22 protein-coding genes and 1 pseudogene are annotated in these 21,551 nt (G+C 68.3%); 18 read left to right on the forward strand and 5 right to left on the reverse strand.

The features are described 5' to 3' along the window. Positions 1-40: 40 nt before the first annotated feature. Positions 41-466: an Hsp20/alpha crystallin family protein gene (locus QR64_RS04865; protein WP_019290579.1), complete on the reverse strand. Its 426-nt coding sequence runs from the start codon at positions 464-466 to the stop codon at positions 41-43. Between the two features lie 157 nt (positions 467-623). Between QR64_RS04865 and QR64_RS04870 the strand changes: the two genes are divergently transcribed. From QR64_RS04870 to QR64_RS04890, 6 genes are all read left to right on the forward strand, one after another. Next, on the forward strand, positions 624-953 hold the full coding sequence (locus QR64_RS04870) for a MerR family transcriptional regulator (protein ID WP_006550764.1): 330 nt from the start codon (positions 624-626) through the stop codon (positions 951-953). A 125-nt stretch (positions 954-1,078) separates the two neighbouring features. Next, a complete protein-coding gene (locus QR64_RS26770) occupies positions 1,079-1,243 on the forward strand; it encodes a hypothetical protein (protein WP_153811622.1) in 165 nt (54 codons plus the stop codon). Between the two features lie 72 nt (positions 1,244-1,315). After that, a complete protein-coding gene (locus QR64_RS04875) occupies positions 1,316-1,525 on the forward strand; it encodes a hypothetical protein (protein WP_039584483.1) in 210 nt (69 codons plus the stop codon). A 56-nt stretch (positions 1,526-1,581) separates the two neighbouring features. Beyond that, positions 1,582-2,475: an AAA family ATPase gene (locus QR64_RS04880; protein WP_006550765.1), complete on the forward strand. Its 894-nt coding sequence runs from the start codon at positions 1,582-1,584 to the stop codon at positions 2,473-2,475. Further along, positions 2,472-3,584, forward strand: a complete 1,113-nt coding sequence (locus QR64_RS04885) for a vWA domain-containing protein (protein WP_006550766.1) — start codon at positions 2,472-2,474, stop codon at positions 3,582-3,584. Before QR64_RS04880 ends, QR64_RS04885 begins: the two co-directional genes overlap by 4 nt. Then, a complete protein-coding gene (locus QR64_RS04890) occupies positions 3,577-4,719 on the forward strand; it encodes an XdhC family protein (RefSeq protein ID WP_039584380.1) in 1,143 nt (380 codons plus the stop codon). The genes QR64_RS04885 and QR64_RS04890 overlap by 8 nt, the downstream gene beginning before the upstream one ends. Here the strand turns inward: QR64_RS04890 and QR64_RS25540 are convergent. Then, positions 4,707-5,026 (reverse strand): annotated as a pseudogene (locus QR64_RS25540) (SDR family oxidoreductase); the annotation flags it as partial. The gene QR64_RS04890 and the pseudogene QR64_RS25540 sit on opposite strands and share 13 nt — an antisense overlap. A 172-nt stretch (positions 5,027-5,198) precedes the next feature. Here QR64_RS25540 and QR64_RS04900 point away from each other — a divergent pair. The 4 genes from QR64_RS04900 to QR64_RS04915 are packed head-to-tail and all read left to right on the forward strand — an operon-like array spanning position 5,199 to position 9,866. Further along, positions 5,199-5,687 carry a (2Fe-2S)-binding protein gene (locus tag QR64_RS04900; protein ID WP_006550769.1) on the forward strand — a complete coding sequence of 163 codons (489 nt, stop codon included), beginning with the start codon at positions 5,199-5,201 and terminating at the stop codon, positions 5,685-5,687. A 2-nt stretch (positions 5,688-5,689) separates the two neighbouring features. Beyond that, the gene (locus QR64_RS04905; protein WP_039584381.1) at positions 5,690-8,089 is read left to right on the forward strand and encodes a xanthine dehydrogenase family protein molybdopterin-binding subunit; all 2,400 of its coding nucleotides are present in this window, start codon (positions 5,690-5,692) and stop codon (positions 8,087-8,089) included. Further along, entirely contained in the window at positions 8,086-8,940 is an 855-nt protein-coding gene (locus QR64_RS04910; RefSeq protein ID WP_006550771.1) for an FAD binding domain-containing protein, read from the forward strand. The genes QR64_RS04905 and QR64_RS04910 overlap by 4 nt, the downstream gene beginning before the upstream one ends. Positions 8,941-8,993: 53 nt before the next feature. Next, the gene (locus QR64_RS04915; protein WP_006550772.1) at positions 8,994-9,866 is read left to right on the forward strand and encodes an SRPBCC family protein; all 873 of its coding nucleotides are present in this window, start codon (positions 8,994-8,996) and stop codon (positions 9,864-9,866) included. A 71-nt stretch (positions 9,867-9,937) separates the two neighbouring features. Here QR64_RS04915 and QR64_RS04920 read toward each other — a convergent pair whose 3' ends face one another. Continuing rightward, on the reverse strand, positions 9,938-10,861 hold the full coding sequence (locus QR64_RS04920; RefSeq protein WP_006550773.1) for a LysR family transcriptional regulator: 924 nt from the start codon (positions 10,859-10,861) through the stop codon (positions 9,938-9,940). Between the two features lie 287 nt (positions 10,862-11,148). Here QR64_RS04920 and QR64_RS04925 point away from each other — a divergent pair, with 287 nt between their 5' ends. The 8 genes from QR64_RS04925 (at position 11,149) to QR64_RS04960 (ending at position 18,875) form a co-directional block, all read left to right on the forward strand. After that, positions 11,149-13,224 carry an ATP-binding protein gene (locus QR64_RS04925; protein ID WP_006550774.1) on the forward strand — a complete coding sequence of 692 codons (2,076 nt, stop codon included), beginning with the start codon at positions 11,149-11,151 and terminating at the stop codon, positions 13,222-13,224. A 48-nt stretch (positions 13,225-13,272) separates the two neighbouring features. Further along, the gene (locus QR64_RS04930) at positions 13,273-14,166 is read left to right on the forward strand and encodes an amidohydrolase family protein (protein ID WP_019290572.1); all 894 of its coding nucleotides are present in this window, start codon (positions 13,273-13,275) and stop codon (positions 14,164-14,166) included. A 206-nt stretch (positions 14,167-14,372) separates the two neighbouring features. Further along, positions 14,373-14,873 (forward strand): cysteine dioxygenase, encoded by a 501-nt coding sequence (locus tag QR64_RS04935; RefSeq protein ID WP_037217386.1) that lies wholly within the window; start codon positions 14,373-14,375, stop codon positions 14,871-14,873. 83 nt (positions 14,874-14,956) lie between these two features. Continuing rightward, positions 14,957-15,868: an ABC transporter substrate-binding protein gene (locus tag QR64_RS04940; protein WP_024102446.1), complete on the forward strand. Its 912-nt coding sequence runs from the start codon at positions 14,957-14,959 to the stop codon at positions 15,866-15,868. Positions 15,869-15,884: 16 nt separating this feature from the next. Then, the gene (locus QR64_RS04945; protein WP_024102447.1) at positions 15,885-16,994 is read left to right on the forward strand and encodes an ABC transporter ATP-binding protein; all 1,110 of its coding nucleotides are present in this window, start codon (positions 15,885-15,887) and stop codon (positions 16,992-16,994) included. Next, on the forward strand, positions 16,991-17,635 hold the full coding sequence (locus QR64_RS04950; protein ID WP_039584383.1) for an ABC transporter permease: 645 nt from the start codon (positions 16,991-16,993) through the stop codon (positions 17,633-17,635). Before QR64_RS04945 ends, QR64_RS04950 begins: the two co-directional genes overlap by 4 nt. Beyond that, on the forward strand, positions 17,632-18,306 hold the full coding sequence (locus QR64_RS04955; RefSeq protein ID WP_006550780.1) for an ABC transporter permease: 675 nt from the start codon (positions 17,632-17,634) through the stop codon (positions 18,304-18,306). Before QR64_RS04950 ends, QR64_RS04955 begins: the two co-directional genes overlap by 4 nt. 95 nt (positions 18,307-18,401) lie before the next feature. After that, positions 18,402-18,875, forward strand: a complete 474-nt coding sequence (locus QR64_RS04960; RefSeq protein WP_039584385.1) for a hypothetical protein — start codon at positions 18,402-18,404, stop codon at positions 18,873-18,875. 301 nt (positions 18,876-19,176) lie between these two features. On the opposite strand, the gene QR64_RS04965 is transcribed toward QR64_RS04960, so the two are convergent. Next, positions 19,177-20,049 (reverse strand): alpha/beta fold hydrolase, encoded by an 873-nt coding sequence (locus tag QR64_RS04965; protein ID WP_006550782.1) that lies wholly within the window; start codon positions 20,047-20,049, stop codon positions 19,177-19,179. A gap of 208 nt (positions 20,050-20,257) precedes the next feature. Continuing rightward, positions 20,258-21,532, reverse strand: coding sequence for a glutaminase (locus QR64_RS04970; RefSeq protein ID WP_024102450.1), 1,275 nt, complete (start codon positions 21,530-21,532; stop codon positions 20,258-20,260). Between the last annotated feature and the right edge of the window lie 19 nt (positions 21,533-21,551).

Genomic DNA, 21,551 nt, shown 5'->3' on the forward strand with positions numbered 1-21,551 from the left:
GGGCCCGGGAATCATCCCGGGTCCGGTTCGCCGTAGCGGTTCACTTCTCGATCGCGGCCTGGCCGTTCGTCTCCGCGTCGATCACCGAGATCTTGCGGGGCTTCGCCTTCTCTGCGACCGGAATCGTCACGCGTAGAACACCACCGCGGTACTGCGCTTCGATCCGATCGGTGTCGAGGGTGTCACCGAGGAACAGCCTACGAGTGAAGATGCCTCGCGGCCTCTCGGTCGAGACGAATTCCTTGTCCCGGTCGACTTCCGGACGTTCCGCGCGCACGGTGAGCACGTTGCGTTCGACATCGAGGTCGATCGAGTCGGCGTCGACGCCCGGGAGATCGAACTCGGCGACGAAACGGTCGCCTTCTCGCCATGCATCGAGCGGCATCACCGCGGGCCGTGCCATGGTGCCGAGCACCTGCTGCGTGAAGCGATCGATATCGCGGAAGGGGTCGGTGCGCATCAACATCGGTCTGTCACCTCCGACTGTCCGGCCGTTCGTGACGGCCACGCTTTGTTGATTATCTGCGTCCGTAGACACAGATTTATTATGGACCTGTGATAAGGTTCGGTCAAGTCGCGGGTGACCGCAGCGCGACCCGAGAAGACCGACTCCGGAGGAAACGATGACGCCAGATCCGTTACGCGCCCGGCGCGGGGTCTACGGCATCTCGGTGGCCGCCGAACTGTCGGGACTCGACCCGCAGACCTTGCGCCTGTACGAACGTCGAGGGCTGCTGAACCCCGCACGCACAGCGGGTGGGACGCGCCGCTACAGCGACAACGATCTCGAGATCGTCCAACGGATCGTCGAACTGGTGGGCTCCGGAATCAATATCGCCGGAATCGCCCGGATCCTCGAACTCGAGGCGAACAACGCGGCCCTCAAGGAGGACAACGACCGTCTGCGCTCCACCCTGGACAGCAGACCCCCTCCCCCGCCGCATACTTCCTAGACCTCCTCTACCTGTGCAAACAGCAGAAAGACCGGGCCGGTTCAGTAGAACCGGGCTAAGATTCAAGAACGCCTCAGAGGTGCGTAGGAGTGCGTCCGCCAATGACGCACCGATAGCAATAAGGGGTGACCTCAGTGCGCAACGCACAGCACGATTCACCGAATACCGGACAGGGACAGCAGGACATGGCATCCCGGCCCAATCACATCGCAGACGACACGATCCGCTGGCCCGATCCGAGCCCGCTGGACGGATGGTGGGCCCGCGTCATGGGCAAGTCGGTTCCCTGAGAGGAACCGGCACGATCCGACCATTCCACGACATCGATTCGCGGATACCGAGTTGTTGATATCGAGGTGGACATGACGCCGCACCGCGACCCGATCTCCGGTGGCCGGTGGGTCTTCCGTTGCGACCATTGCGATCACTGCTACCGCACTGCCGCACAGAGCAAGCTGCAGGCAGAGCTCTATGCCCAGATGAACGGCTGGGCCATCGATCCGACGTTGTGCCCCGGATGCGCAACACTGTTCACCGGCGAGTTCGCGCCGCTCGCGCACGCCGACGGTTGATCCGATAGTTGTCGCAGTCGCCGGTCGGGAGGCGGGTGAGCATCTAGGCTCGCTTCATGACCGGCGACGCAACACGTATCGATTCACCCGAGAAACTCTCGGCTGCTCTCGAGACCACGGGATATCTCGCCGACGACGGACTGGCGACCGTCGTCTTCCTTGCGATGCGTATGGGCCGGCCGCTCTTCTGCGAAGGCGAACCCGGAACCGGGAAGACTTCGCTCGCAGCGGCTCTCGCTCAGGCCCTGGATCTGCCGATGGTCCGGTTGCAGTGCCACGAGGGCATCGACGCCTCGCAGGCCCTCTACGACTGGGATTTTCCCCGGCAGTTGCTCCATCTGCGCTCGCTCGAAGCGGCGAGCGACGGTGTGCTCGATGCGGACACCGCCGAGCGTTCCCTCTACACGGAGCGCTATCTCCTCGTCCGCCCGTTGCTGCAGGCGCTCACCGACTCACCGTGCGTGCTGCTCGTCGACGAAATCGACCGCGCCGACGACGAGTTCGAGGCCTTCCTACTCCAGTTGCTCGACGAGAACGCGGTGACGATCCCCGAATTGGGCGAGATCCGCGCGGAGGTCCCACCGCTGGTGGTGCTCACCTCCAATCGGACCCGCGAGGTGCACGACGCACTCAAGCGCCGCTGTCTGTACCACTGGGTGGAGCATCCCGATCTCGAACGCGAGGTCGCGATCCTGCAGCGGCGGCTGCCCGGTCTGGGGCACCCGCTCGCCGAGCAGATCGCCCGCGCGGTGCGCTCGTTCCGCGAACAGGACCTCCTGAAGCCACCGGGGATCGCCGAATCCCTCGACTGGGCGCGCGCACTGGTCGCCCTCGACCGCGACGTCCTCGACGCAGCGACCGCTGCGGCGACACTCGGTGCCGTACTGAAGTACCGCGAGGACATCGACCGGGTCACCCGCGCCGGACTCGACCTCTCGAGGGCCGGATGACGACCGCCCCCGGCCCGGTCGCCGGGTTGGCCGGCTTCTGCCGCGCCCTCGCCGCCGCCGGTCTGCCCGTCGCCCTCGACGCCACCGCCACCTATCTCGACGCCCTCGCACACGTCGACGTCGGGGATCCCGTGCAGGTCTATTGGGCAGGCCGCGCCACGCTGTGCCGCACACCGGACGACACGGCCCGCTACGACGTGGTCTTCGTCCACTGGTTCGGCGACACCGTCCCCACCGGCTCGCGTACCCACGGGCAACGCACCCGCACCGCACGGATCGCCGCGCTGTCCCGCAGCGAGGGCGCCGAGGGTGATTCCGGTGACGACGCGCCACGCCTGCAGGTCGCGGCGGACGACACCGACGTCCTCCGGCACCGCGACGTGGCCGAATTGACGACCGCCGAACGCGCTCACCTCGCCGAACTGCTCGCGCGGTTGCAGCCCCGACCCCCGACGCGTCGGGGATTGCGGTCGAAGCCCTCCCGCCGCGGGCCGGTGGACCCGCGGCACACCCTGCGCGACATGCTGGCGGGCGGAGGCGAACCCGTCCGGCCGCGGCACCGGGCACGAGCGACGAGACCGCGCCGGGTGGTGTTGCTGATCGACGTATCCGGCTCGATGAGTCCCTACGCCGACGCGCTCCTGCGGTTCGCGCACGTCGTCACGCGTGCCGCGCCGTCGTCCACCGAGGTGTTCTCCCTCGGCACGCGGCTGACCCGCCTGTCGCGTGCGCTGCGTGCCCGCGACCCGCAGATCGCGCTCGCCGGGGCCTCGCGTGCGGTACCGGACTGGGCGGGCGGGACACGTCTCGGCGACACGCTCGGCGCGTTCCTGGACCGCTGGGGGCGCAGAGGTTTCGCGCGCGGCGCGGTGGTGGTGATCTTCTCCGACGGCTGGGAGCGCGGCGACACCTCGCAGCTCGGGGAACGCATGGCGCAGCTGCATCGCCTCGCGCACCGCGTGCTGTGGGTGAACCCGCACGCCGGCGGCGCCGGATACGAACCGATCCAGTCGGGTATCTCCGCGGCCCTGCCGCACATCGATCGTCTGCTCGCGGGACACAGCCTTGCGACACTGGAAGAACTTCTCGAGGAGGTTCGGCGTGCGTGAAATTCTGGACGAGCTCGACCGGCGGTACCGGGACGGGGAGGCCGTCGCGGTAGGCACCGTGGTCTCGACTTTCCGTTCGGCGCCCCGGGGGCCGGGTGCATCGATGCTGGTCGCGCAGGACGGCACCGTCACCGGCAGCGTCTCTGGCGGGTGCGTCGAAGGCGCCGTCTACGAACTCGGCCGGTCGGTCATCGACAGCGGGCAGCCGGTGCTGCAACGCTACGGGGTCTCCGACGACGACGCGTTCTCCGTCGGCCTGACCTGTGGCGGCATCATCGACGTCTTCGTCGAACGGATCGACGCCGCGTCCTTCCCCGCCTTCACCGACCTGCTCGACTCCGTCCGCGCGGGCGAACCCGTCGCGCTCGCGACCGTCACCGCCCATCCCGACCCGGCGTTACGGGGACGACGGATGGTCGTGTGGCGCGACCGCGCCGACGGACAGCTCGCCTCGTCCCGCATGTACGACGCCGTCGTCGACGACGCGCGCGGCCTGCTCGAGGTGGGACGCTCGGGCACCCTTCACTACGGCACCGACGGTGAGCGTCGCGGCGAGGGGATGTCGGTGTTCGTCAACGTCTTCCAGCCCCCGCCGCGGCTGATCGTGTTCGGGGCGATCGACTTCGCGTCGGCGATGGCCCGGCTCGGCTCGTTCCTGGGCTACACGGTGACGGTGTGCGACGCGCGCGGGGTGTTCGCCACCGAGGCCCGCTTCCCCGGCGCCCACGAGGTGATCGTCGACTGGCCGCACCGCTATCTCGCGGCCGAGGCCGAGGCCGGACGTGTGGACGCCCGCACCGTCATCACGGTACTCACCCACGACCCGAAGTTCGACGTGCCGCTCCTCGAAGTCGCCCTACGGCTCGACGTGGCCTACGTCGGGGCGATGGGGTCGCGCCGCACACACGACGACCGGATGGAGCGTCTGCGGGAGACGGGACTGACCGAGGAGGAACTGGCGCGCCTGTCGTCGCCGATCGGTCTGGATCTCGGGGCCCGCACCCCGGAGGAGACCGCGGTGTCGATCGCCGCGGAGATCATCGCGCTGCGCTGGGGCGGGGGCGGCGGCCGCCTCGCGGAGACACGCGGACCGATCCACGCCCACGAGGAGCACATCGGCGCTCAGAAGTACTGAGCACCACCGTCGATCGCGAAGCTCTGGGCGGTGACGAAGACGGACTCGTCGGACGCGAGGCGACCATGTTCGCGATCTCGTCCGCCTCGGCCATGTACTTGTTCAGGAAGGGCATGGTCATGCCGCCGAGCCGGGGGTTGCTCTCGGCGGTCTGGGCGATGCGGTCGCGCATCGAACCGGATCCCATCGGGGTGTTCACCGCGCCCGGGTGGATGCTGTCGACCCGGATGTCGTGCTGTCCGAGTTCGGCGGCGAAGGCCCGCGCCATCCCGACGAGGGCGTGCTTGCTGGTCGTGTAGTGCACCAGATGTTCCTTGGCGCCCTCCGCCTCGACCAGCCGGCGTGTCTCGTGACGATCCCGCCTCCGATCGACGCGAGCCCAAAGGCGATTTCGGCGATTCGGGTCCTTTCGACGCGCGATATGCAGCAGAGTGTCAGTGATCTGTATCACTGCGCTACGCGAGGCACTTGGAGGATCGATGCGCATCACTGTCACCGTAGACGGAACGCAGTACACGGACGACGTGGAACCGCGACTGCTTCTCGTCCACTACCTCAGAGATCGACTCGGGAAGGTGGGCACGGTGGTCGGCTGCGACACGAGCAACTGCGGCGCCTGCACCGTGTTGCTCGACGACCGCAGCGTCAAGTCGTGCTCGATGCTCGCGGTACAGGCCGACGGACACTCGGTCACCACCGTCGAAGGGCTCACCACGAACGGCAGCCTGCATCCGGTCCAGGAGGCGTTCCGCGAGAAGCACGCCCTGCAGTGCGGCTTCTGTACGCCCGGGATGATCATGGCGACCATCGATCTGCTCTCCGAGAACTCCGATCCGAGCGACGAGGACGTACGGCACGGTCTCGAAGGAAATCTGTGCCGCTGCACCGGGTACCAGAACATCGTGGCCGCTGCGCGTGACGCCGCTCAGCGACTGCGCGAGAACCCGGCCGCCACGCAGGAGGTATGACGATGACGAGCACCGTGGATCCCACCACCGACGAGGGCACCGGCGAATCCGAACTCGGCCGGGCACGCCGCCGCAAGGAGGACGAGCACCTCATCACCGGCCGCACGCGCTGGACCGACAACATCGTGCTCCCTGGGATGCTGCACGCCGCGATCCTGCGCAGCCCGATCGCGCACGCCCGCATCACCGGACTCGACGTCTCCGAGGCCCGGGGCAAGCCGGGGGTCGTCGCCGTCTACACGGGCGCCGACCTCGCCGAGGAGCAGGGCAGCCTGCCGTGCGCGTGGCCGATCACCGAGGACATGAAGACCCCGAACGCCCCGGCCCTGGCCGTCGACACCGTGCGGTTCGCGGGTGAGGCCGTCGCAGTCGTGGTGGCCCGCAGCGCATACGAGGCCCACGATGCCCTCGACGCGATCGACGTCGACTACGAGGACCTGCCGGTCGTGCTCGATCTCGGGAGCGCGACGCAGGACGGCGACCTCGTCCACCCCGATCTCGGCACCAACGTCAGCGCGACATGGGTGTTCGACTCCGCCGAGGCCGGCAGCGGCGGCAACGTCGAGGACGCGATCCGCGACGCGGAGGTGGTCGTCGAACGGACCTTCCGGCAGCAGCGGCTCATCCCGGCCTTCATGGAACCGCGATCGGTCGTCGTCGACCCCACCGCCTCGCAGATCACCATGTGGTCGGCGACCCAGGTCCCGCACGTGCTGAAGCTGATGCTCGCGATGACCCTCGGTCTCCCCGAGCACAAACTGCGCGTCATCGCCCCCGATGTGGGCGGTGGTTTCGGCGGCAAGCTGCAGGTCACGCCGGAGGAGGTGCTCACGCTCCTCATCGCGCGTCGCCTACACAAGCCCGTCAAGTACACCGAGACGCGCAGCGAGTCGATGCTCGCCGCGCACCACGGCCGCGACCAGGTCCAGAAGCTGACCCTCGCCGCGCGCCGCGACGGCACCGTCACGGGCCTGAAGGTGGAACTGCTCGCCGATATGGGCGCCTACCTGCGTCTCGTCACCCCGGGTGTGCCGATCCTCGGCGCGTTCATGTTCAACGGCATCTACAAGTTCGACTCGTACCGGTTCGCCTGCACCAACGTGTTCACCAACAAGGTGCCCACCGACGCCTACCGCGGCGCCGGACGCCCCGAGGCCACCTTCGCGATCGAACGCATCATGGACGAGCTCGCCGTCGAACTGTCCATGGATCCCCTCGAGCTCCGCGAGAAGAACTGGATCAAGCACGAGGAGTTCCCGTTCGACACCGTCGCGGGCCTGACCTACGACTCGGGCAACTACGAGGCCGCGACCGCCAAGGCCCGAGAGTTGTTCGACTACGACGCATTACGGCGCGAGCAGACCGAACGACGCGAGCGCAACGACCCGGTGCAGCTCGGTCTCGGTGTCTCCACGTTCACGGAGATGTGCGGCCTGGCCCCGTCGCGGGTGCTCGGTTCACTCTCCTACGGCGCCGGCGGCTGGGAGCACGCCGCGATCCGCATGCTCCCCACCGGCAAGGTGGAGGTCGTCACCGGTTCGTCCGCCCACGGTCAGGGCCACGAGACGGCGTGGAGCCAGATCGTCGCCGACCGGCTCGGAATCCCGTTCGAGGACATCGAGATCCTGCACGGCGATACGCAGAGTTCACCGCGCGGTCTCGACACCTACGGCTCCCGCTCGCTCGCCGTCGGCGGCATCGCGGTCGTGAAGGCCGCCGAGAAGGTGGTCGCCAAGGCCCGGCCGATCGCCGCACACCTGCTCGAATGTTCCGAGGACGATCTGGATTTCGAGGCAGGACAGTTCCGCGTCAAGGGCACCTCGAAGTCCGTCGGGCTCACCGACGTCGCGCTCGCGGTGTTCGCCGCGCACGACCTGCCCGACGGTGTCGAACCGAACCTCGACTCCGAGGCGACCTACGATCCCGACAACTTCTCGTTCCCGCACGGCACCCACCTGTGCGCCATCGAGGTCGACACCGAGACGGGGCACGCGCGGATCCGCAAGTACGTGTGCGTCGACGACGTCGGGCACGTCGTGAATCCGCTCATCGTCGAGGGTCAGGTGCACGGCGGACTCGCCCAGGGTATCGCCCAGGCCCTCTACGAGGAAGCGGTGCACGACGAGTCGGGCACGTTGCTGAGTTCGTCGTTCGCCGAGTATCTGCTACCCACCGCGGTGGATCTGCCGCCCTTCGTCACCGATCGCACCGACACTCCGGCACCCGGTAATCCGCTGGGTGTCAAGGGTGTCGGCGAGGCAGGAACCATCGCCTCCACCCCGGCCGTCGTCAACGCCGTACTCGACGCGGTCCGGCCGTTCGGCGTCACCGACGTCGAGATGCCCTGTACACCGATGCGGATCTGGCACGCGCTCCGCGACGCCCGAGGAGGCACGAAATGATACCGGCCCCGTTCGACTACGTCGCCCCGTCGAGCGTCGACGAAGCGGTCGCCGCGCTGACCGAGGCCGGTGAGGACGCGAAGGTCATCGCCGGTGGGCAGAGCCTCATGCCCGTCCTGCGCCTGCGGATGGCGGCACCGACCGTGCTCGTCGACCTCGGCAGGATCCCCGAACTGCGGGGCATCCGCGACGACGGCGACGCCCTGGTGATCGGCGCGACCACCACCCACCACGATGTGCTGCACGACCCGCTCGTCGCGGAGCACGCACGGTTGCTGGCCGAGGCGACGGCGACCGTCGCCGATCCCCAGATCCGGCACCGCGGCACGTTCGGCGGGTCGCTCGTGCACGCCGACCCGGCCGGGGATCTCGCGGCGCCTGCCGTGGCGCTCGAGACGACCTTCACCGTGGCCGGTCCGTCCGGGCGTCGCACCATCGCGACGGACGACTTCTTCCAGGACTTCTTCACGACCGCGGTCGAGCCCGGAGAGATCCTCGTCGAGGTCCGGATTCCCAAGCACACGGGCTGGTCTGCGCGCTACGAGAAGTTCCATCGCGCGGCCCAGCAGTGGTCCATCGTCGGGGTCGCTGCGACCCTACAGGCGTCCGGCGACACCATCGAACGGGCGAGGATCGCGCTTACTAACATGGCAGCCGTCCCGGTCCGGGCACGCGGCGTCGAGGAATCGCTGATCGGTAAGCCCGCGACGGCCGAGACGATCCGGGAGGCCGCCGAGCTCGCCACCGACGGCACGGCTCCCATGACCGACGGGAATGCCGACGCCGAGTATCGGAGCCACCTCGCCCGGGTACTCACCCAACGAGCGGTCACCACTGCCTCCGGGGTCTAGGCGTCTCCACGCCGAACACCGAGATCCCGGACCACTTGTTCGGAAAGGACCTCATGCAACTCGAACACACACTGTCCGTTCCCGCCCCGGTCGACGAGGTGTGGACCGCCCTGCTGAATCCGGAGAAGGTCGCGCCGTGCATGCCGGGCGCGACGCTCACCGGGGTCGACGGCGACACGTTCACCGGGACCGTCAAGGTGAAGCTCGGACCGGTGGCGCTCACGTTCAAGGGCACCGGCGTGTACGTCGAGAAGGACGAGAGCGCCCGCCGGGCGGTCATCGAGGCCAATGCGAAGGACACCCGAGGCAACGGCACGGTGGCCGCGACCATCACCGTCACCCTCACCGGCGACGGCGACCGCACCGACGGCATCGTGAGCACCGACATGAAGATCACCGGCAAGCCCGCCCAGTTCGGGCGGGGGATGATCTCGGATGTCGGTGGGAAGATCCTCGAGCAGTTCGCGGACTGCCTGTCGAAGAAGCTCGGACCCGAAGCGGCGGCCTCCTCCACGTCCTCCTCTGTGTCCTCCTCCTCCGCGGCGACCGCTGAGGCAGCCGAGTCGCAGCCCAACGAGTCCGTGCCGGCGAGCCCGCCGCTCACCGCCGCGGGTTCGGGCGACGAGCCGGCCGGTGGAGCATTCGTCGGGCCCGGCGCCGGGGACGACGACTCCGCGCAGCTGCGGCCGAACGAGTCGGTTCCGCCCAGCCCGGTGAGCGCCTCACCGGCGCCTACGATGACCTCGACGCCTCCCACGCCGTCGACGACTCCCTCCCCGGCCGCGCCCCCGCAGCCCGAGGCCGAACCGCTCGACCTCATGCAGTACGCGAAGGGATCGGTCGCGACGCGGGTCGCGCCGGTCGGAGTGGTCGCGATTCTCGTCGTGGTCATCGCGGTGATCCTCCAGCGTCGATCGGGACGCTGACCTCGTCGGATCCACTCGAACGCTGCGGATCGAACCCCGTCGAACGGGCCGGTCCGCAGCGTTCGTCGTCGTCAGCCTGCCTGTGCTGCGACGCGGCGACGTCCGATCGGGTCGAGCTGCGCACGGAGCCAGGCGTGCGCGGGATCCGCATCGCGCTCGGCGTGCCAGACCGCGAATTCGCGCAGGGGCGGCAACTGGAAGGTCGGTTCCAGGATGCGCAGGAACGCCATCTCGGCGAGGTGCCGGGCCAAGCGCTCGGGCAGGAACGTGACCATGCGGGTGTTCTCCAGGGCGTACGGAAGCACCGCGAGGTTGCCGCTGGTCGCGCCGACCTGGGCCACCGCCCCCGCACGCAGCAGAGCGCGGCCGAGGTTGGTGTCGTCGGAATACTGCGCGTAGGACAGCAGCGGGTAGCGGCCGAGCACTTCGCGGGTGAGCTTGGTGCCGGTGTACGGGTGGCCGGACCAGACCGCCCCGACGAGTCTGTCGGTCAGCACGACCTGCCTCCGGCAGCTCTCGAACTCCGGGGATTCGAGCACGTGTTCCGGTAGCACCGCGAGATCGATCTCGAACCGGCGGAAGGCATCGAGACCGGCACCGTTGAACGGCAGCAGATCGAAACGGATGCCGGCCGGGGTGCTCCCCCGGACCAGCAGACGCAGGAGGGTGATCGCGGCGTAGTCGCCGGTCATGATGGTGAAGGTGCGTGAATCCGTCGCGGGATCGAAGCCGGGCGCAGCCAGTACCGAGCGCTCGAGGGTCCGCAGCACCTCGCGGAGCGGTTCGACGATCGCCTGGGCGCGCACGGTGGGACGCAGTGTGCGGCCGCTCTTCACGAGAAGCGGATCGTCGAATTGCTTGCGCAACCGGGCGAGAGCCGTACTCGTCGCCGGTTGCGACATGTTCAGTCGCCGCGCCGCGCGCGTGACATTGCGTTCGGAGAGCAGGACTTCGAGGACGACGAGCAGGTTGAGATCGACCCGTCGCAGATCCATGCGCCCCCCTGACATCGAAACCCGGCGGAACGGGAAATTCCGGCGGCATCGTAGCGCACGACCGTGATGTATACACAAGATCGAATACCAGCTATCGGACTTGGACGGCGATCTTGTGAGCGCAGCGAAGTACTACCTACTCTGACCCACGTCCTGACGGCAGCGAACCGTGATTCGCCCTGGCCCGAATTTCCAAGGCGAAGTTCTTTACTTGCCGAAGTCCAGTTTCGGCCGGCCGCCGACTCAGGCAGGTAGAGAGGCTCGGGGGGCGAAACGTTGTGAGTGTCATGAGGAAATTCCGGCAGTACACGCCGGACAACTGGCGTCTGTGGCGCAGGATGACCGCGGTCGTCGCCGTCCCCATCGTCGCAGCGACCCTGTACGGCTCGCTCCGCGTCTACGACCTCTACCAGGAGAACGACGCCTACAGCGCCGCCGCCGAGAACGTCTCCATCCTGCCGACCCTCGCCGACTACGCCACCAGTGTCACCGGCGCCGCGGCAGCGACGATCCTGTCACTGCCCGTCGACAACGGCGCCCAGGTCGCCCGCGAATCCGCCGCGACGCTGCGCGACCACATCGACGCGAAGGATCTCGATCCGCAGATCGCGGCGATGATCAACCGCATGCTCGCCGAGGGCGAGAGCCTGCTCGACAGCGCGTCGTCGGGAACCCTGGCGCCGACCGTGGCCAGCGAGCGCGCCGAAGGATTCGTCAGCCGCGCCCAGGCTGCCTACCGCGCCATCACCACCACCACGGACGACCCCACCGTCCAGCGCGAGAGCGCGACACTTCTCGACCTGTGGGACACCCAGTGGTCCCTGCTCGACCAGGTCCTCGCATACTCCGCGCTGAGCGCCGGAACCGACGGTGCCCTGCTCATGTGGAACAACGCCCTCGGTGTCGAGTCCGCGCGACTGGCCGTCCTCCGTGACACCTTCGTCGAGAACGAGACCGCCGACTCCTCCCGGGTCGACGGTCTGATGACCCAGCTCGAGAATCGCCGCAGCCTCACGGCCAACCTCGACAACGAAGCGGGCAACGTCGCCGCTCTGCGCGGGTCGCTCTTCGAGAGCCTCATGATCTACCAGGAGGAGGTCGCCGGTTCCGCGACCCGAGCCGTGGCCACCCTCGACGACCTCGCGGCCGAAGCACGCGCCGAAGCCCTCAAGAACGCCATCGGTATCGCGATCGTCCTCGCGCTCGCCCTCGGACTGGCGATCGTGATCGCGATGTCGCTCGTCCGACCGCTCCGCCGACTGCGCGACGACACCCTGCGCACCGCCGAACAGGATCTGCCCGCCGCGCTCGCCGCGATCAAGGACGGCGCCGAGATCGAATCCGTCACACTCGATCCGGTCCGCGTCCACACCCGCGAGGAGATCGGCGAGGTGGCGCGCGCCGTCGACAGCATGAACGAGGGCGCCCTGCGTCTGGCCGGCGAACAGGCCCAGCTGCGCCGACAGGTCAACGAGATGCTCGAGACCCTCGCCCGCCGCAACAAGACGCTCGTGGAACAGCAACTGGCACTGATCGATTCGCTCGAACACGAAGAGCGCGACCCGACACGTCTGCAGAACCTGTTCGCACTCGACCACCTCGCCGCCCGCATGCGGCGCACGGGCGACTCGCTGCTCGTCCTCGCCGGCACCCGCCAGCGTCTCGGCCGGGTCCCCGACACACCGCTCGTCGACGTCCTGCGCGCGTCCGTCTCCCAGGTCGAGAACTACCAGCGCGTGAACATCGGCAATGCGCCCGACGGCAATCTGGTCGGCAGCGCCGTCACCGACGTCGTCCACATGATCGCCGAGCTCCTCGACAACGCGCTGCGCGCCTCACCGCCCGAGAGCACCGTGGCGTTCGCGTTCTCCCGCGCCGTCGACGGCGGACTCCTCCTCGAGATCGCCGACCGCGGAATCGGTATCCCCGCAGATGAACTCGCCGACATCAACATGCGGCTGGGTGCGGAAGGCGAAACCGGATCCGGTGCCGCACGGCGAATGGGTCTGTTCGTGGTCGCACGTCTCGCCGACCGTCACGGCATCACGGTGCGTCTGCGTCCGACCTTCGACTCGTCCACCAATGCCGGCATCACTGCGAGCATCTACCTGCCGACCAGCCTGCTCAAGGGAACCGGCAGGAACCACGACGATCCGTACCGGATCGATCGGCCGCGCCGCCTGCCCGATCCCCCGTCGGAGTACGGCGAGCAGTTCCACGCCGACCCGGCATCCGGATCGCAGCCGGTGGTCGGAAGCCGTCACTCGGCACCCACCCCCGCTCTCGCGACGCCCGGGACGAGTCCGGGTATCCGGCGCGGACAGCTGCACGAACGATGGGTTCCCCGCGGCGCGGGACAGTAGGCGACGCGGACAACGGACAGCGGGCGGGCGGTCTGCCATCCTGACGGCATGACCGTTCCCCGCGTCGACGTCCACCAGCACGTCTGGCCGGCACCACTCGTCGCTGCGTTACGGGCACGCACCCGTGCGCCGCGGCTCGTCGGATGGACGCTGTACCTCGGCGGTGAACCCCCGTACGAGGTGCGACCGGAGAATCACTCGATCGCCCGGCGGGCCGAGCTCGCGGCGCAGGACGGCATCGACTTGGCGCTGGTGTCGTTGTCGAGCCCGCTGGGGATCGAAACGCTTCCCGCAGCCGACGGGGCCGGCCTGCTCGACGCCTACCACGAGGGAGTGCTCGCGCTGCCGCACCCGTTCGGGGCGTGGGCGGCAGCGTCGGTCGACGATCCCGATCCCGCGGCGCTGCGCAAGGTGCTCGGGGCGGGCTGCGTCGGTCTCCAGCTTCCCGCCACCGCGTTGGCGGATGCCGACGGCTACGCGCGGTGCGCCCCGCTCCTCGACGAACTCGACCGCGTCGGTGCTCCCCTGTTCGTGCATCCCGGGCCCGCCGCGGCCGATCCGTCGGCTCCGCCGTGGTGGCCGGCGATGGTGTCGTACGTGGCGCAGATGCACACCGCGTGGTTCGCCTGGCACGAGTACGGGGCCCCTCGCCTCCCCGGACTGCGCGTGGGGTTCGCGATGCTCGCCGGGCTCGCGCCGCTGCACGCCGACCGGATGGCCGCGCGCGGCGGACCGGCGACGGTCCCGTCGGCCGGAGTGTTCGTCGACACCTCGTCGTACGGTCCCGAGATCGTCGAGGCCGTGGCGTCCGGACTCGGCCCCGACCGCGTCGTGCTCGGTTCGGACCGCCCGTACGCAGCACCGTTGCTGTTCGGCGACGCGCGCGACGAGCCCGTACGGCGACGCAATCCGGCCCGGTTGTTCCGAACGTCACACGAGTGAAAATCTTGACAGTGCCGCATCCGGCCGCTGAAGTGAGCGACATGCGTCTTCCGGCGACCCTGCGGCATCGCAGGCTTCATGTGGACTACGTCCGCATCGCCGGTGGTTTCTGTGGTTGTCGCGCCTGTCGTTGATCCCGGCCCGACCCACTTCCCCTGCCCGGACGACCCTACGATCCCGTCCGGCTCCCGTTTCGAGGAACCACGATGGCTGCTGCTCTTCTGTCCCCCTCCGTGCGCGTCGATCTCGCCGAGATCGTCCGTGACATCGCCGCGGACGTCTCCCGCTGGCGTCCGCTCGTCCGCTTCGACGAGACCGAACGCTGGTACACCCGGCTCGCCGTCGCCGACGACTACGAGGTGTGGTTGCTGAGCTGGCTTCCCGGGCAGCGCACCGGGATCCACGATCACGGTGGGAGTGCCGGTGCATTCGCCGTCGCGCAGGGACAGGTCCGGGAGGACACCGTCGACCAGCCGTGGTCGGAAGATCTTCCCGGGCAACGCGTGACGCTCTCCCGCACCCATCTGTCGACGGGTGTCACGCGTCGATTCGACGATCGGCACGTGCACGAGGTCGTCAACGACGGTCCCGTCCCGGCGGTGACCGTGCACGCCTATACCCCCGCGCTGGACTCGATGAGCCGATACCGTCTCGAGAGCGGCATCCTCGCCCTCACGACCTCGGAGCGTGCCGGCGACGACTGGTGATCCACTCGTGACAAATCCGGCACAGTGGGTATCCGCCGGGATAGAGTCGAAAACCGACCGTGCCGCATCCGAGGGAGCAACCCGTGAAACGCTTCGCACGCACCACCGCGCTTCTCGCCGTGTCCGTATTCGCCCTGGCCGCCTGTTCCGGCGGCGGAGACGAGGATCCCCTCGCCGGAGACACAGCGGACGGAGGCGCGATCGTCGTCGGTTCGGCGAACTTCCCGGAGAACGTCCTGCTCGCGGAGATCTACTCGCAGGCGCTCGAGAGCACGGGGGCGGAGGTCACCCGCCAGTTCAACATCGGCAGCCGCGAGATCTACTACGACCAGGTCGCCTCGGGTGCCATCACGCTCGTCCCGGAGTACAACGGCGCACTGCTCGCGCGGGTCGACCCCGACAGCACCGCCTCGACGACGGAGGACGTCAATGCGGCCCTGTCCGAAGCCCTTCCGGACGGGCTCGAGATCCTGGCCTCCGCCCCCGGTGAGAACAAGGACGCCCTCGTCGTCACCGAGGAGACCGCGCAGCGCTACAACCTTGTGAGCATCGCCGATCTCGCGCCGGTCGCCGGCGAACTCGTCCTCGGCGGACCGCCCGAGTTCGAGACGCGTCAGCAAGGTGTCGTGGGTCTGCGTGAGGTGTACGGGGTCGAGTTCCGCGAATTCGTCCCCACCGACACCGGTGGCCCCATCACCATCCGCGCGCTCTCGGACGGCACCGTGCAGGCCGCGAACATCTTCACCACCGATCCGTCGCTGAGCACCGAACCGTTTGTTGCGCTGGAGGACCCGGAATCGGTCTTCGGAGCCCAGAACGTCACCCCGCTGGTGCATCGCGCCGATCTCGACGACGACCACGTCGCGAAGATCGACGCCGTGTCCGACAAGCTCACCACCGACACCCTCGTCGTCCTGGTCGGACAGGTGGTCACCGACGGTCGCGACATCGACGTCGTCGCCGAGGAGTGGCTGCAGCAGAACGATCTGAACTGACGGAAGTCGGTGCCACGTGATCACATTCGACAACGTCGGGAAGCGTTATCCCGACGGGACCGTCGCCGTCGACGGACTCTCGCTGGAAGTCCCGACGGGCACCCTGACGGTGTTCGTCGGGCCGTCGGGGTGTGGGAAGACCACCTCGTTGCGCATGATCAACCGGATGGTCGAGCCCTCGAGCGGGCGTGTGCTCGTCGGGGGCCGCGACGTCCGGGACGAGGATCCCCGGATCCTGCGCCGCGGCATCGGATACGTCATCCAGCACGCCGGGCTGTTCCCCCATCGCACAGTGATCGACAACGTCGCCACCGTGCCCCGGTTGCTCGGCGCGAGCCGTAAGGAGGCCCGCGCGACCGCGATGGACGTGCTCACCCGAGTCGGCCTCGGAAAAGAACTGGCGCAACGCTATCCTGCTCAGCTGTCCGGCGGGCAGCAGCAGCGTGTCGGTGTGGCACGCGCGCTGGCGGCCGATCCTCCGATCCTGTTGATGGACGAGCCGTTCTCCGCGGTCGATCCTGTGGTCCGCAAGGATCTGCAGGACGAACTCCTGCGCCTGCAATCGGTGCTGGCCAAGACGATCGTGCTCGTCACCCACGACATCGACGAGGCGATCAAGCTCGGCGACCGCGTGGCCGTCCTGCGGCCGGGCGGGGTGCTCGCCCAGTACGCGACTCCGGAGGAGCTTCTCACCTCCCCCGCCGACGATTTCGTCGCCGGATTCCTCGGCGTCGACCGCGGTGTGCGACTCATGTCGTTCTTCTCGTCCGCCGACCTGCCGCTGCGCACCGATCCGATCGTCACCCGCGATGCCGCCGAACTCGCCGTCGGCGACGGCTGGCTTCTCGTCGTCGACGACGACGGACGCCCGACGGGGTGGCGAGACGGCAGTGCCGATGCGGAATTCCTGCCGGCCGGAAAGCCGTTCGTTCCCGGGCGGGATCCGCTGCGCGTCGTGCTCGACGCGGCCGTGCTCTCACCGTCGGGCCATGCCGTGGCGGTGGACGACGACGGACGTGCGCTCGGGGTGATCAGTGGCGAAGAGGTGACCGCGGCGGTCCGCGCGGCGCACAACCACAGGGAGGCCGGCACCCCGTCTCCGCTCGCGATGCGGAAGTTGCGGTGAGCTTGCGGATTCCCGGTTATCTCGGGACGTTCTGGGAACTGCTCGGCGATCATCTCGTCATGGCCCTCGGCTCGTCGCTGCTCGGCCTCGTCCTCGCTCTGCCGCTGGGCCTCGCGTGCGTGCGGTGGCCGCGGGTGTACGCCCCGGTGCTCGCGGTCTGCAGTGTCCTGTATTCGATTCCGTCGCTTGCCTTCTTCGTCATGCTCATCGCGTTCACCGGGATCAGCCGGACCACCGTGATCCTTCCGCTGGCCGTCTACGCGCTGGCGGGCCTCGTCCCGAACGTCGTCGACGGATTGCGTGCTGTGCCCGACAGTGTCCGCCAGTCGGCGGTGGCGATGGGATTCTCGACGCCGCGCCGGTTGCTCACCGTCGACCTGCCGCTGGCGATCCCCGCGGTCATCGCGGGGCTGCGGGTCGCGACGGTCGCGAACATCAGCATGGTGAGCGTCGGAGCGCTGATCGGCATGGGTGCCTTCGGCGCGTTGTTCACCGCCTCGGTGCAGCTCGACCGACTCGATCTGGCGATCATCGGCATCATCGCGACCGTCGTGATGGCACTGGTCGTCGACGCGGTGCTCGTGCTCGTCCAGCGTCTCGCCACGCCGTGGATGCACCGCACCTCGAAGGTGCGCCGATGACGACGCTGCTGAACTATCTGGCCGAATACTTCGGCGACTCCGCGAACTGGTCGGGCGCGTCCGGGATCCCGACGCGACTGGCCCAGCACTTCGGCTATACCCTGCTCGCGTTCGTGATCTCCGTGCTCCTCGCGTTGCCGCTCGGCCTGTGGACCGGGCACACGGGCCGCGGCGGTGTGCTCGTGTCGCTCACAGCGAACGCCGCACGCGCCCTCCCCACCTACGGCCTGCTCGTGTTGCTGGTCGTGCTGTACGGGATCGGGCTCGTTCCGGTGATGGTGCCGCTGGTGGCACTCGCGATCCCACCCATCCTGTTGAACTCCTACGAAGGGATCCGCGGGATCGACCCGGCGCTGACCGACGCCGCCCGCGGGATGGGGATGACCTCGTCCCAGATCCTGCTGCGGGCCCAGCTGCCGGTGGCCTTGCCGCTGATCCTCGTCGGCCTGCGCACCGCCGCCGTGCAGATCGTCGCGACCGCCACGATCGCCGCGGCAGTGAGCTTCGGCGGGGTGGGAAGGCCCATCGTGGACGGTCTCGCGCGCAGCGACTACGCCCTGGTCGTGGGCGGTGCCGCCCTCGCCGGGATCTGCTCGCTGGTGATCCTCGCGCTCTTCGCGGTCCTCGGCCGACTGCTCGTCTCACCCGGCGTCCGGGCCTCGCGCGACTAGCTCCTACGACCCCTCCTTCGGAACCGACAAACGTGTCGGTGGCCCGGAGCACACTGGAGGTAGAGACGAAGTCCTATCGAGGAGGCGCAGGTGCGATGTATGCGCAACGCGAAACCTACTTCGGCTGGACGTCTCGGCGCGTACCCCTGTACGCAGCCGCGCAGCCCACGGCATCCCCGGCCACACCGGCCGCAGCCGGCCCGAGCATCCGTCCCGAGGACGAGCGCGTTCCCTCGGGCGTAACGCTCGACCGCATCCTGCCCGAGTCCGTGCTGCATGGCCGCCTGGTCGCGTATCACGACGCGGACGAGGACAGGGACTACGTGGCCGTGGCGGTCGGCGCGGTGGCGGGCGAGAACGATGTACCGGTCCGCGTGGCCGAGGAAGAGACGCTCGTCGTGTCCGCGGCCCGCAGCATGATCGATGGGATCCTCGTCGGCACGGAGAGCGACGACCTCGACGAACTGGAGGTCGCCCGTCAGCTCCGCTTCGGCGGACCGGTCCGCGACCTGCTGGAATACATCGGAGCACGGTCGGTGGTGGTCGACTGGAGCCCGGCTGTGGCGTGATCCGACAGAGCCGTGGCGTGATGTGATCGCGTCCCCGTAATCGCGGATGTGTGACGCGCCGGTACACACATCTGCAACGACACAGCATTCAGGTGGTACGGTCGTAGGCGTCCCCGTGACCAAAACGTAATAATTCGGGGATTATCGCAGCCCTGGTGTGGGTACTCGAGCCTTCGGGTTCCACTGGGAGGGTGACCGGAAGTGGCGATGCCGGACTGACAGCTACGCCCGTCGGGGGCAGCCCGGCACCGCCACTTTCGACCTACACTCTCCGGGACCGGATTCTTCCGAGTCCCGGTTCTCAGTTCTCCGTTACCGCTGCGGCTGCGGCCGTCGCCGCCAGAGCGGCCGGCGCCTCGACCGCGAGGAGATGACCCACCTCGGGAAGCGCCACGAAATGAGCACCCATGTCGTCGGCCAGCTTGTTCAGCGCGTCCACCTGTACGAGGGGGTCCTTGCTTCCCACGACGACCTCGACCGGACGCCCGCGCCAGCGGCGCAGCACGGCCCGATCGATGCGGGGCATGTTCGTCAGCGACGTGCAATACGCACCGACGCGGCAGGACCACCGCAGGGTCTGTTCGTCGGGCCGGTAGTCGCATCCCGCGAGTGCTCGAAGGTACCGCTCGGTGTTCTCGAAGTTGGGCTCGTTGCGCCACTGCAGGCCGGGGATGAGGGCGCGGTTCCACCGGACGCGCGGGACGAGACCCAGCGGCGCCGCGATCACCAGCTTCTCGATCCGGTCAAGATCCTCCACCGCAGCGGCCACGGAGGCCGACCAGCCGAGACCGATCACGGGAATCCGCTCGACGCCGAGTGCATCGAGCACCTCGACGAGCCAGTGGCCGTAGACGCTGTGGATCCGGCTGTCGGGCCGGCTGCCCGCGCTCGCACCGGGAAGGCCCGGGACATCCACGAGCACCACCCGGTGGCGCTCGCCGAACTGCTCGGCGAGCAGACGCAGCCCCGCCGCCGGGAGATCGCCACCCGCGAGCACCACGATCGGCGGTGCGGTCGCAGGACCCGTGGTGAGCACGTAGGTGTCACCCAGCGAGGTGCGGGCGACGTGCTCCTCGACGGGACGCTCCCAGTAGGTCAGCAGTCCTGCGCACGCGTGGTGGATCACGCTGCCGTCTCCGGGGCAGCGGTAGGGCGAACGTGTCAGCAACGCCATCATCCTCCTACCCGGACGATTCCGGGGACGACGAGGGATTCACGGAACGGCATGAATGGATCTTCTTTCGTGGGGTACGAGCGTCTTTCGCCGACCAACCTCGGGCACACCGCACGACACCGTAGCCCAGTGCTCGGTGTGGACGCCACCCGTGGTTCCGGAAAACTTCACAGCCGTCCCTCACGTCACTTTCGTGCCGAATGCCCTATCACCCCTGCGCCTCCAGGTCCTCCCACGAGGTGTGAACCTGCGGTCGGAAGCCGTAGCCGGTGTCGGGTTCGGGCAGATGCCCTTCGGGGTCGATCACGACGACCTCCACGCCGTCCCGGTGGAGCCGACCGATCATCTCCAGCAACATCCTTCGGCCGACCGGCAGGATGGTACGGACGAGGGACAGGTCGAAGACCAGGCGTTTCGTCTCCACAGGCTCGTCGACCACGGCCGTCACGAGACCCTCGGAACTGGTGAACTGGAGGTCGCCCTGCAACTCGAGGAGGGTGAGAGACTCGTCACCCTCGCCGATGACATGTCTTCTGCGTAACACCGAGTGTGCGACCATCGGCGCGTCCATCAGATGCAAGTTCATGTCGCGGGAGAGACGACCGAAGGCGGCGACCCCCTGGACGCTGGTGCCGTGGTCGTCGAGGCGCGGCGAGTATGCGGCAATACCCAACTGTCCCGGTAGGATTCCTATGATTCCTCCGGACACGCCGCTCTTGGCGGGGATACCGACGGTGGAGAGCCAGTCCCCCGCCGCGTCGTACATCCCACAGGTCGCCATCACCGACAGCACCTGACGCACCACGTCCCGCGAGAAGATCTCCTCGCACGTCACGGGTTGCACACCGCCCGCCGCGAGCGTCGCGGCCATCATCGCGAGATCCTTGGTCGTCACTGTCACCGAACACTGCCGGATGTACCCCTCGACGATCTCGTCCGGATCGTCCTCGAAAACCTCGTACCCCCGAAGGAGATTGGCGATGGCGACATTGCGGTAGGAGTTCTCGAGCTCCGACGACGCGACCTTCTCGTCGATCGTCAGCTCGCGACCGGCCAGGGACGACAGCAGAGAACGGATGTCCTCCACCGAGGCCTCGGGTTGCCGTCCGTCGAGCACCAGGGCGTGTGCGGCGAGCGCACCGGCATTGATCATCGGGTTGAGCGGACGGCCCGTGTTGCGTTCGAGCGAGACCTCGTTGAACGCCTCCCCGGAGGGTTCGACATCGATCACGTCGAGCACGGCGTCGAAGCCTCTCTGTTGCAGCGCAAGACCGTAGACGAAGGGCTTCGAGATCGACTGGATCGTGAACTCGGTGTGGTCGTCGCCCACGGAGTACACCGCACCTTCGGCGGTCACGAGGGTGAGGGCGAACCGGTCCGGGTCGGCCCTCGCCAGTTCCGGGATGTAGTCGGCGAGGGCGCCCGAACTGTCGGCGCATCCTCGGAGCACTTCGGTCAGATAATCCGGCAACGGTGAACGCATGTATTCATCGTGACCGAAT

Source organism: Rhodococcus sp. Chr-9 (assembly GCF_000801125.1).
Taxonomy (GTDB): Bacteria; Actinomycetota; Actinomycetes; order Mycobacteriales; family Mycobacteriaceae; genus Rhodococcus; species Rhodococcus pyridinivorans.

What these genes read in the sequence shown, in the direction of transcription:
- QR64_RS04865 (WP_019290579.1), bottom strand. Translation starts at nt 466, where the DNA reads ATGTTGATGCGCACCGACCCCTTCCGCGATATCGATCGCTTCACGCAG.
- QR64_RS04870 (WP_006550764.1), top strand. Translation starts at nt 624, where the DNA reads ATGACGCCAGATCCGTTACGCGCCCGGCGCGGGGTCTACGGCATCTCG.
- QR64_RS04875 (WP_039584483.1), top strand. Translation starts at nt 1,316, where the DNA reads ATGACGCCGCACCGCGACCCGATCTCCGGTGGCCGGTGGGTCTTCCGT.
- QR64_RS04880 (WP_006550765.1), top strand. Translation starts at nt 1,582, where the DNA reads ATGACCGGCGACGCAACACGTATCGATTCACCCGAGAAACTCTCGGCT.
- QR64_RS04885 (WP_006550766.1), top strand. Translation starts at nt 2,472, where the DNA reads ATGACGACCGCCCCCGGCCCGGTCGCCGGGTTGGCCGGCTTCTGCCGC.
- QR64_RS04900 (WP_006550769.1), top strand. Translation starts at nt 5,199, where the DNA reads ATGCGCATCACTGTCACCGTAGACGGAACGCAGTACACGGACGACGTG.
- QR64_RS04905 (WP_039584381.1), top strand. Translation starts at nt 5,690, where the DNA reads ATGACGAGCACCGTGGATCCCACCACCGACGAGGGCACCGGCGAATCC.
- QR64_RS04910 (WP_006550771.1), top strand. Translation starts at nt 8,086, where the DNA reads ATGATACCGGCCCCGTTCGACTACGTCGCCCCGTCGAGCGTCGACGAA.
- QR64_RS04915 (WP_006550772.1), top strand. Translation starts at nt 8,994, where the DNA reads ATGCAACTCGAACACACACTGTCCGTTCCCGCCCCGGTCGACGAGGTG.
- QR64_RS04920 (WP_006550773.1), bottom strand. Translation starts at nt 10,861, where the DNA reads ATGGATCTGCGACGGGTCGATCTCAACCTGCTCGTCGTCCTCGAAGTC.
- QR64_RS04925 (WP_006550774.1), top strand. Translation starts at nt 11,149, where the DNA reads ATGAGGAAATTCCGGCAGTACACGCCGGACAACTGGCGTCTGTGGCGC.
- QR64_RS04930 (WP_019290572.1), top strand. Translation starts at nt 13,273, where the DNA reads ATGACCGTTCCCCGCGTCGACGTCCACCAGCACGTCTGGCCGGCACCA.
- QR64_RS04935 (WP_037217386.1), top strand. Translation starts at nt 14,373, where the DNA reads ATGGCTGCTGCTCTTCTGTCCCCCTCCGTGCGCGTCGATCTCGCCGAG.
- QR64_RS04955 (WP_006550780.1), top strand. Translation starts at nt 17,632, where the DNA reads ATGACGACGCTGCTGAACTATCTGGCCGAATACTTCGGCGACTCCGCG.
- QR64_RS04960 (WP_039584385.1), top strand. Translation starts at nt 18,402, where the DNA reads ATGTATGCGCAACGCGAAACCTACTTCGGCTGGACGTCTCGGCGCGTA.
- QR64_RS04965 (WP_006550782.1), bottom strand. Translation starts at nt 20,049, where the DNA reads ATGGCGTTGCTGACACGTTCGCCCTACCGCTGCCCCGGAGACGGCAGC.
- QR64_RS04970 (WP_024102450.1), bottom strand. Translation starts at nt 21,532, where the DNA reads ATGCGTTCACCGTTGCCGGATTATCTGACCGAAGTGCTCCGAGGATGC.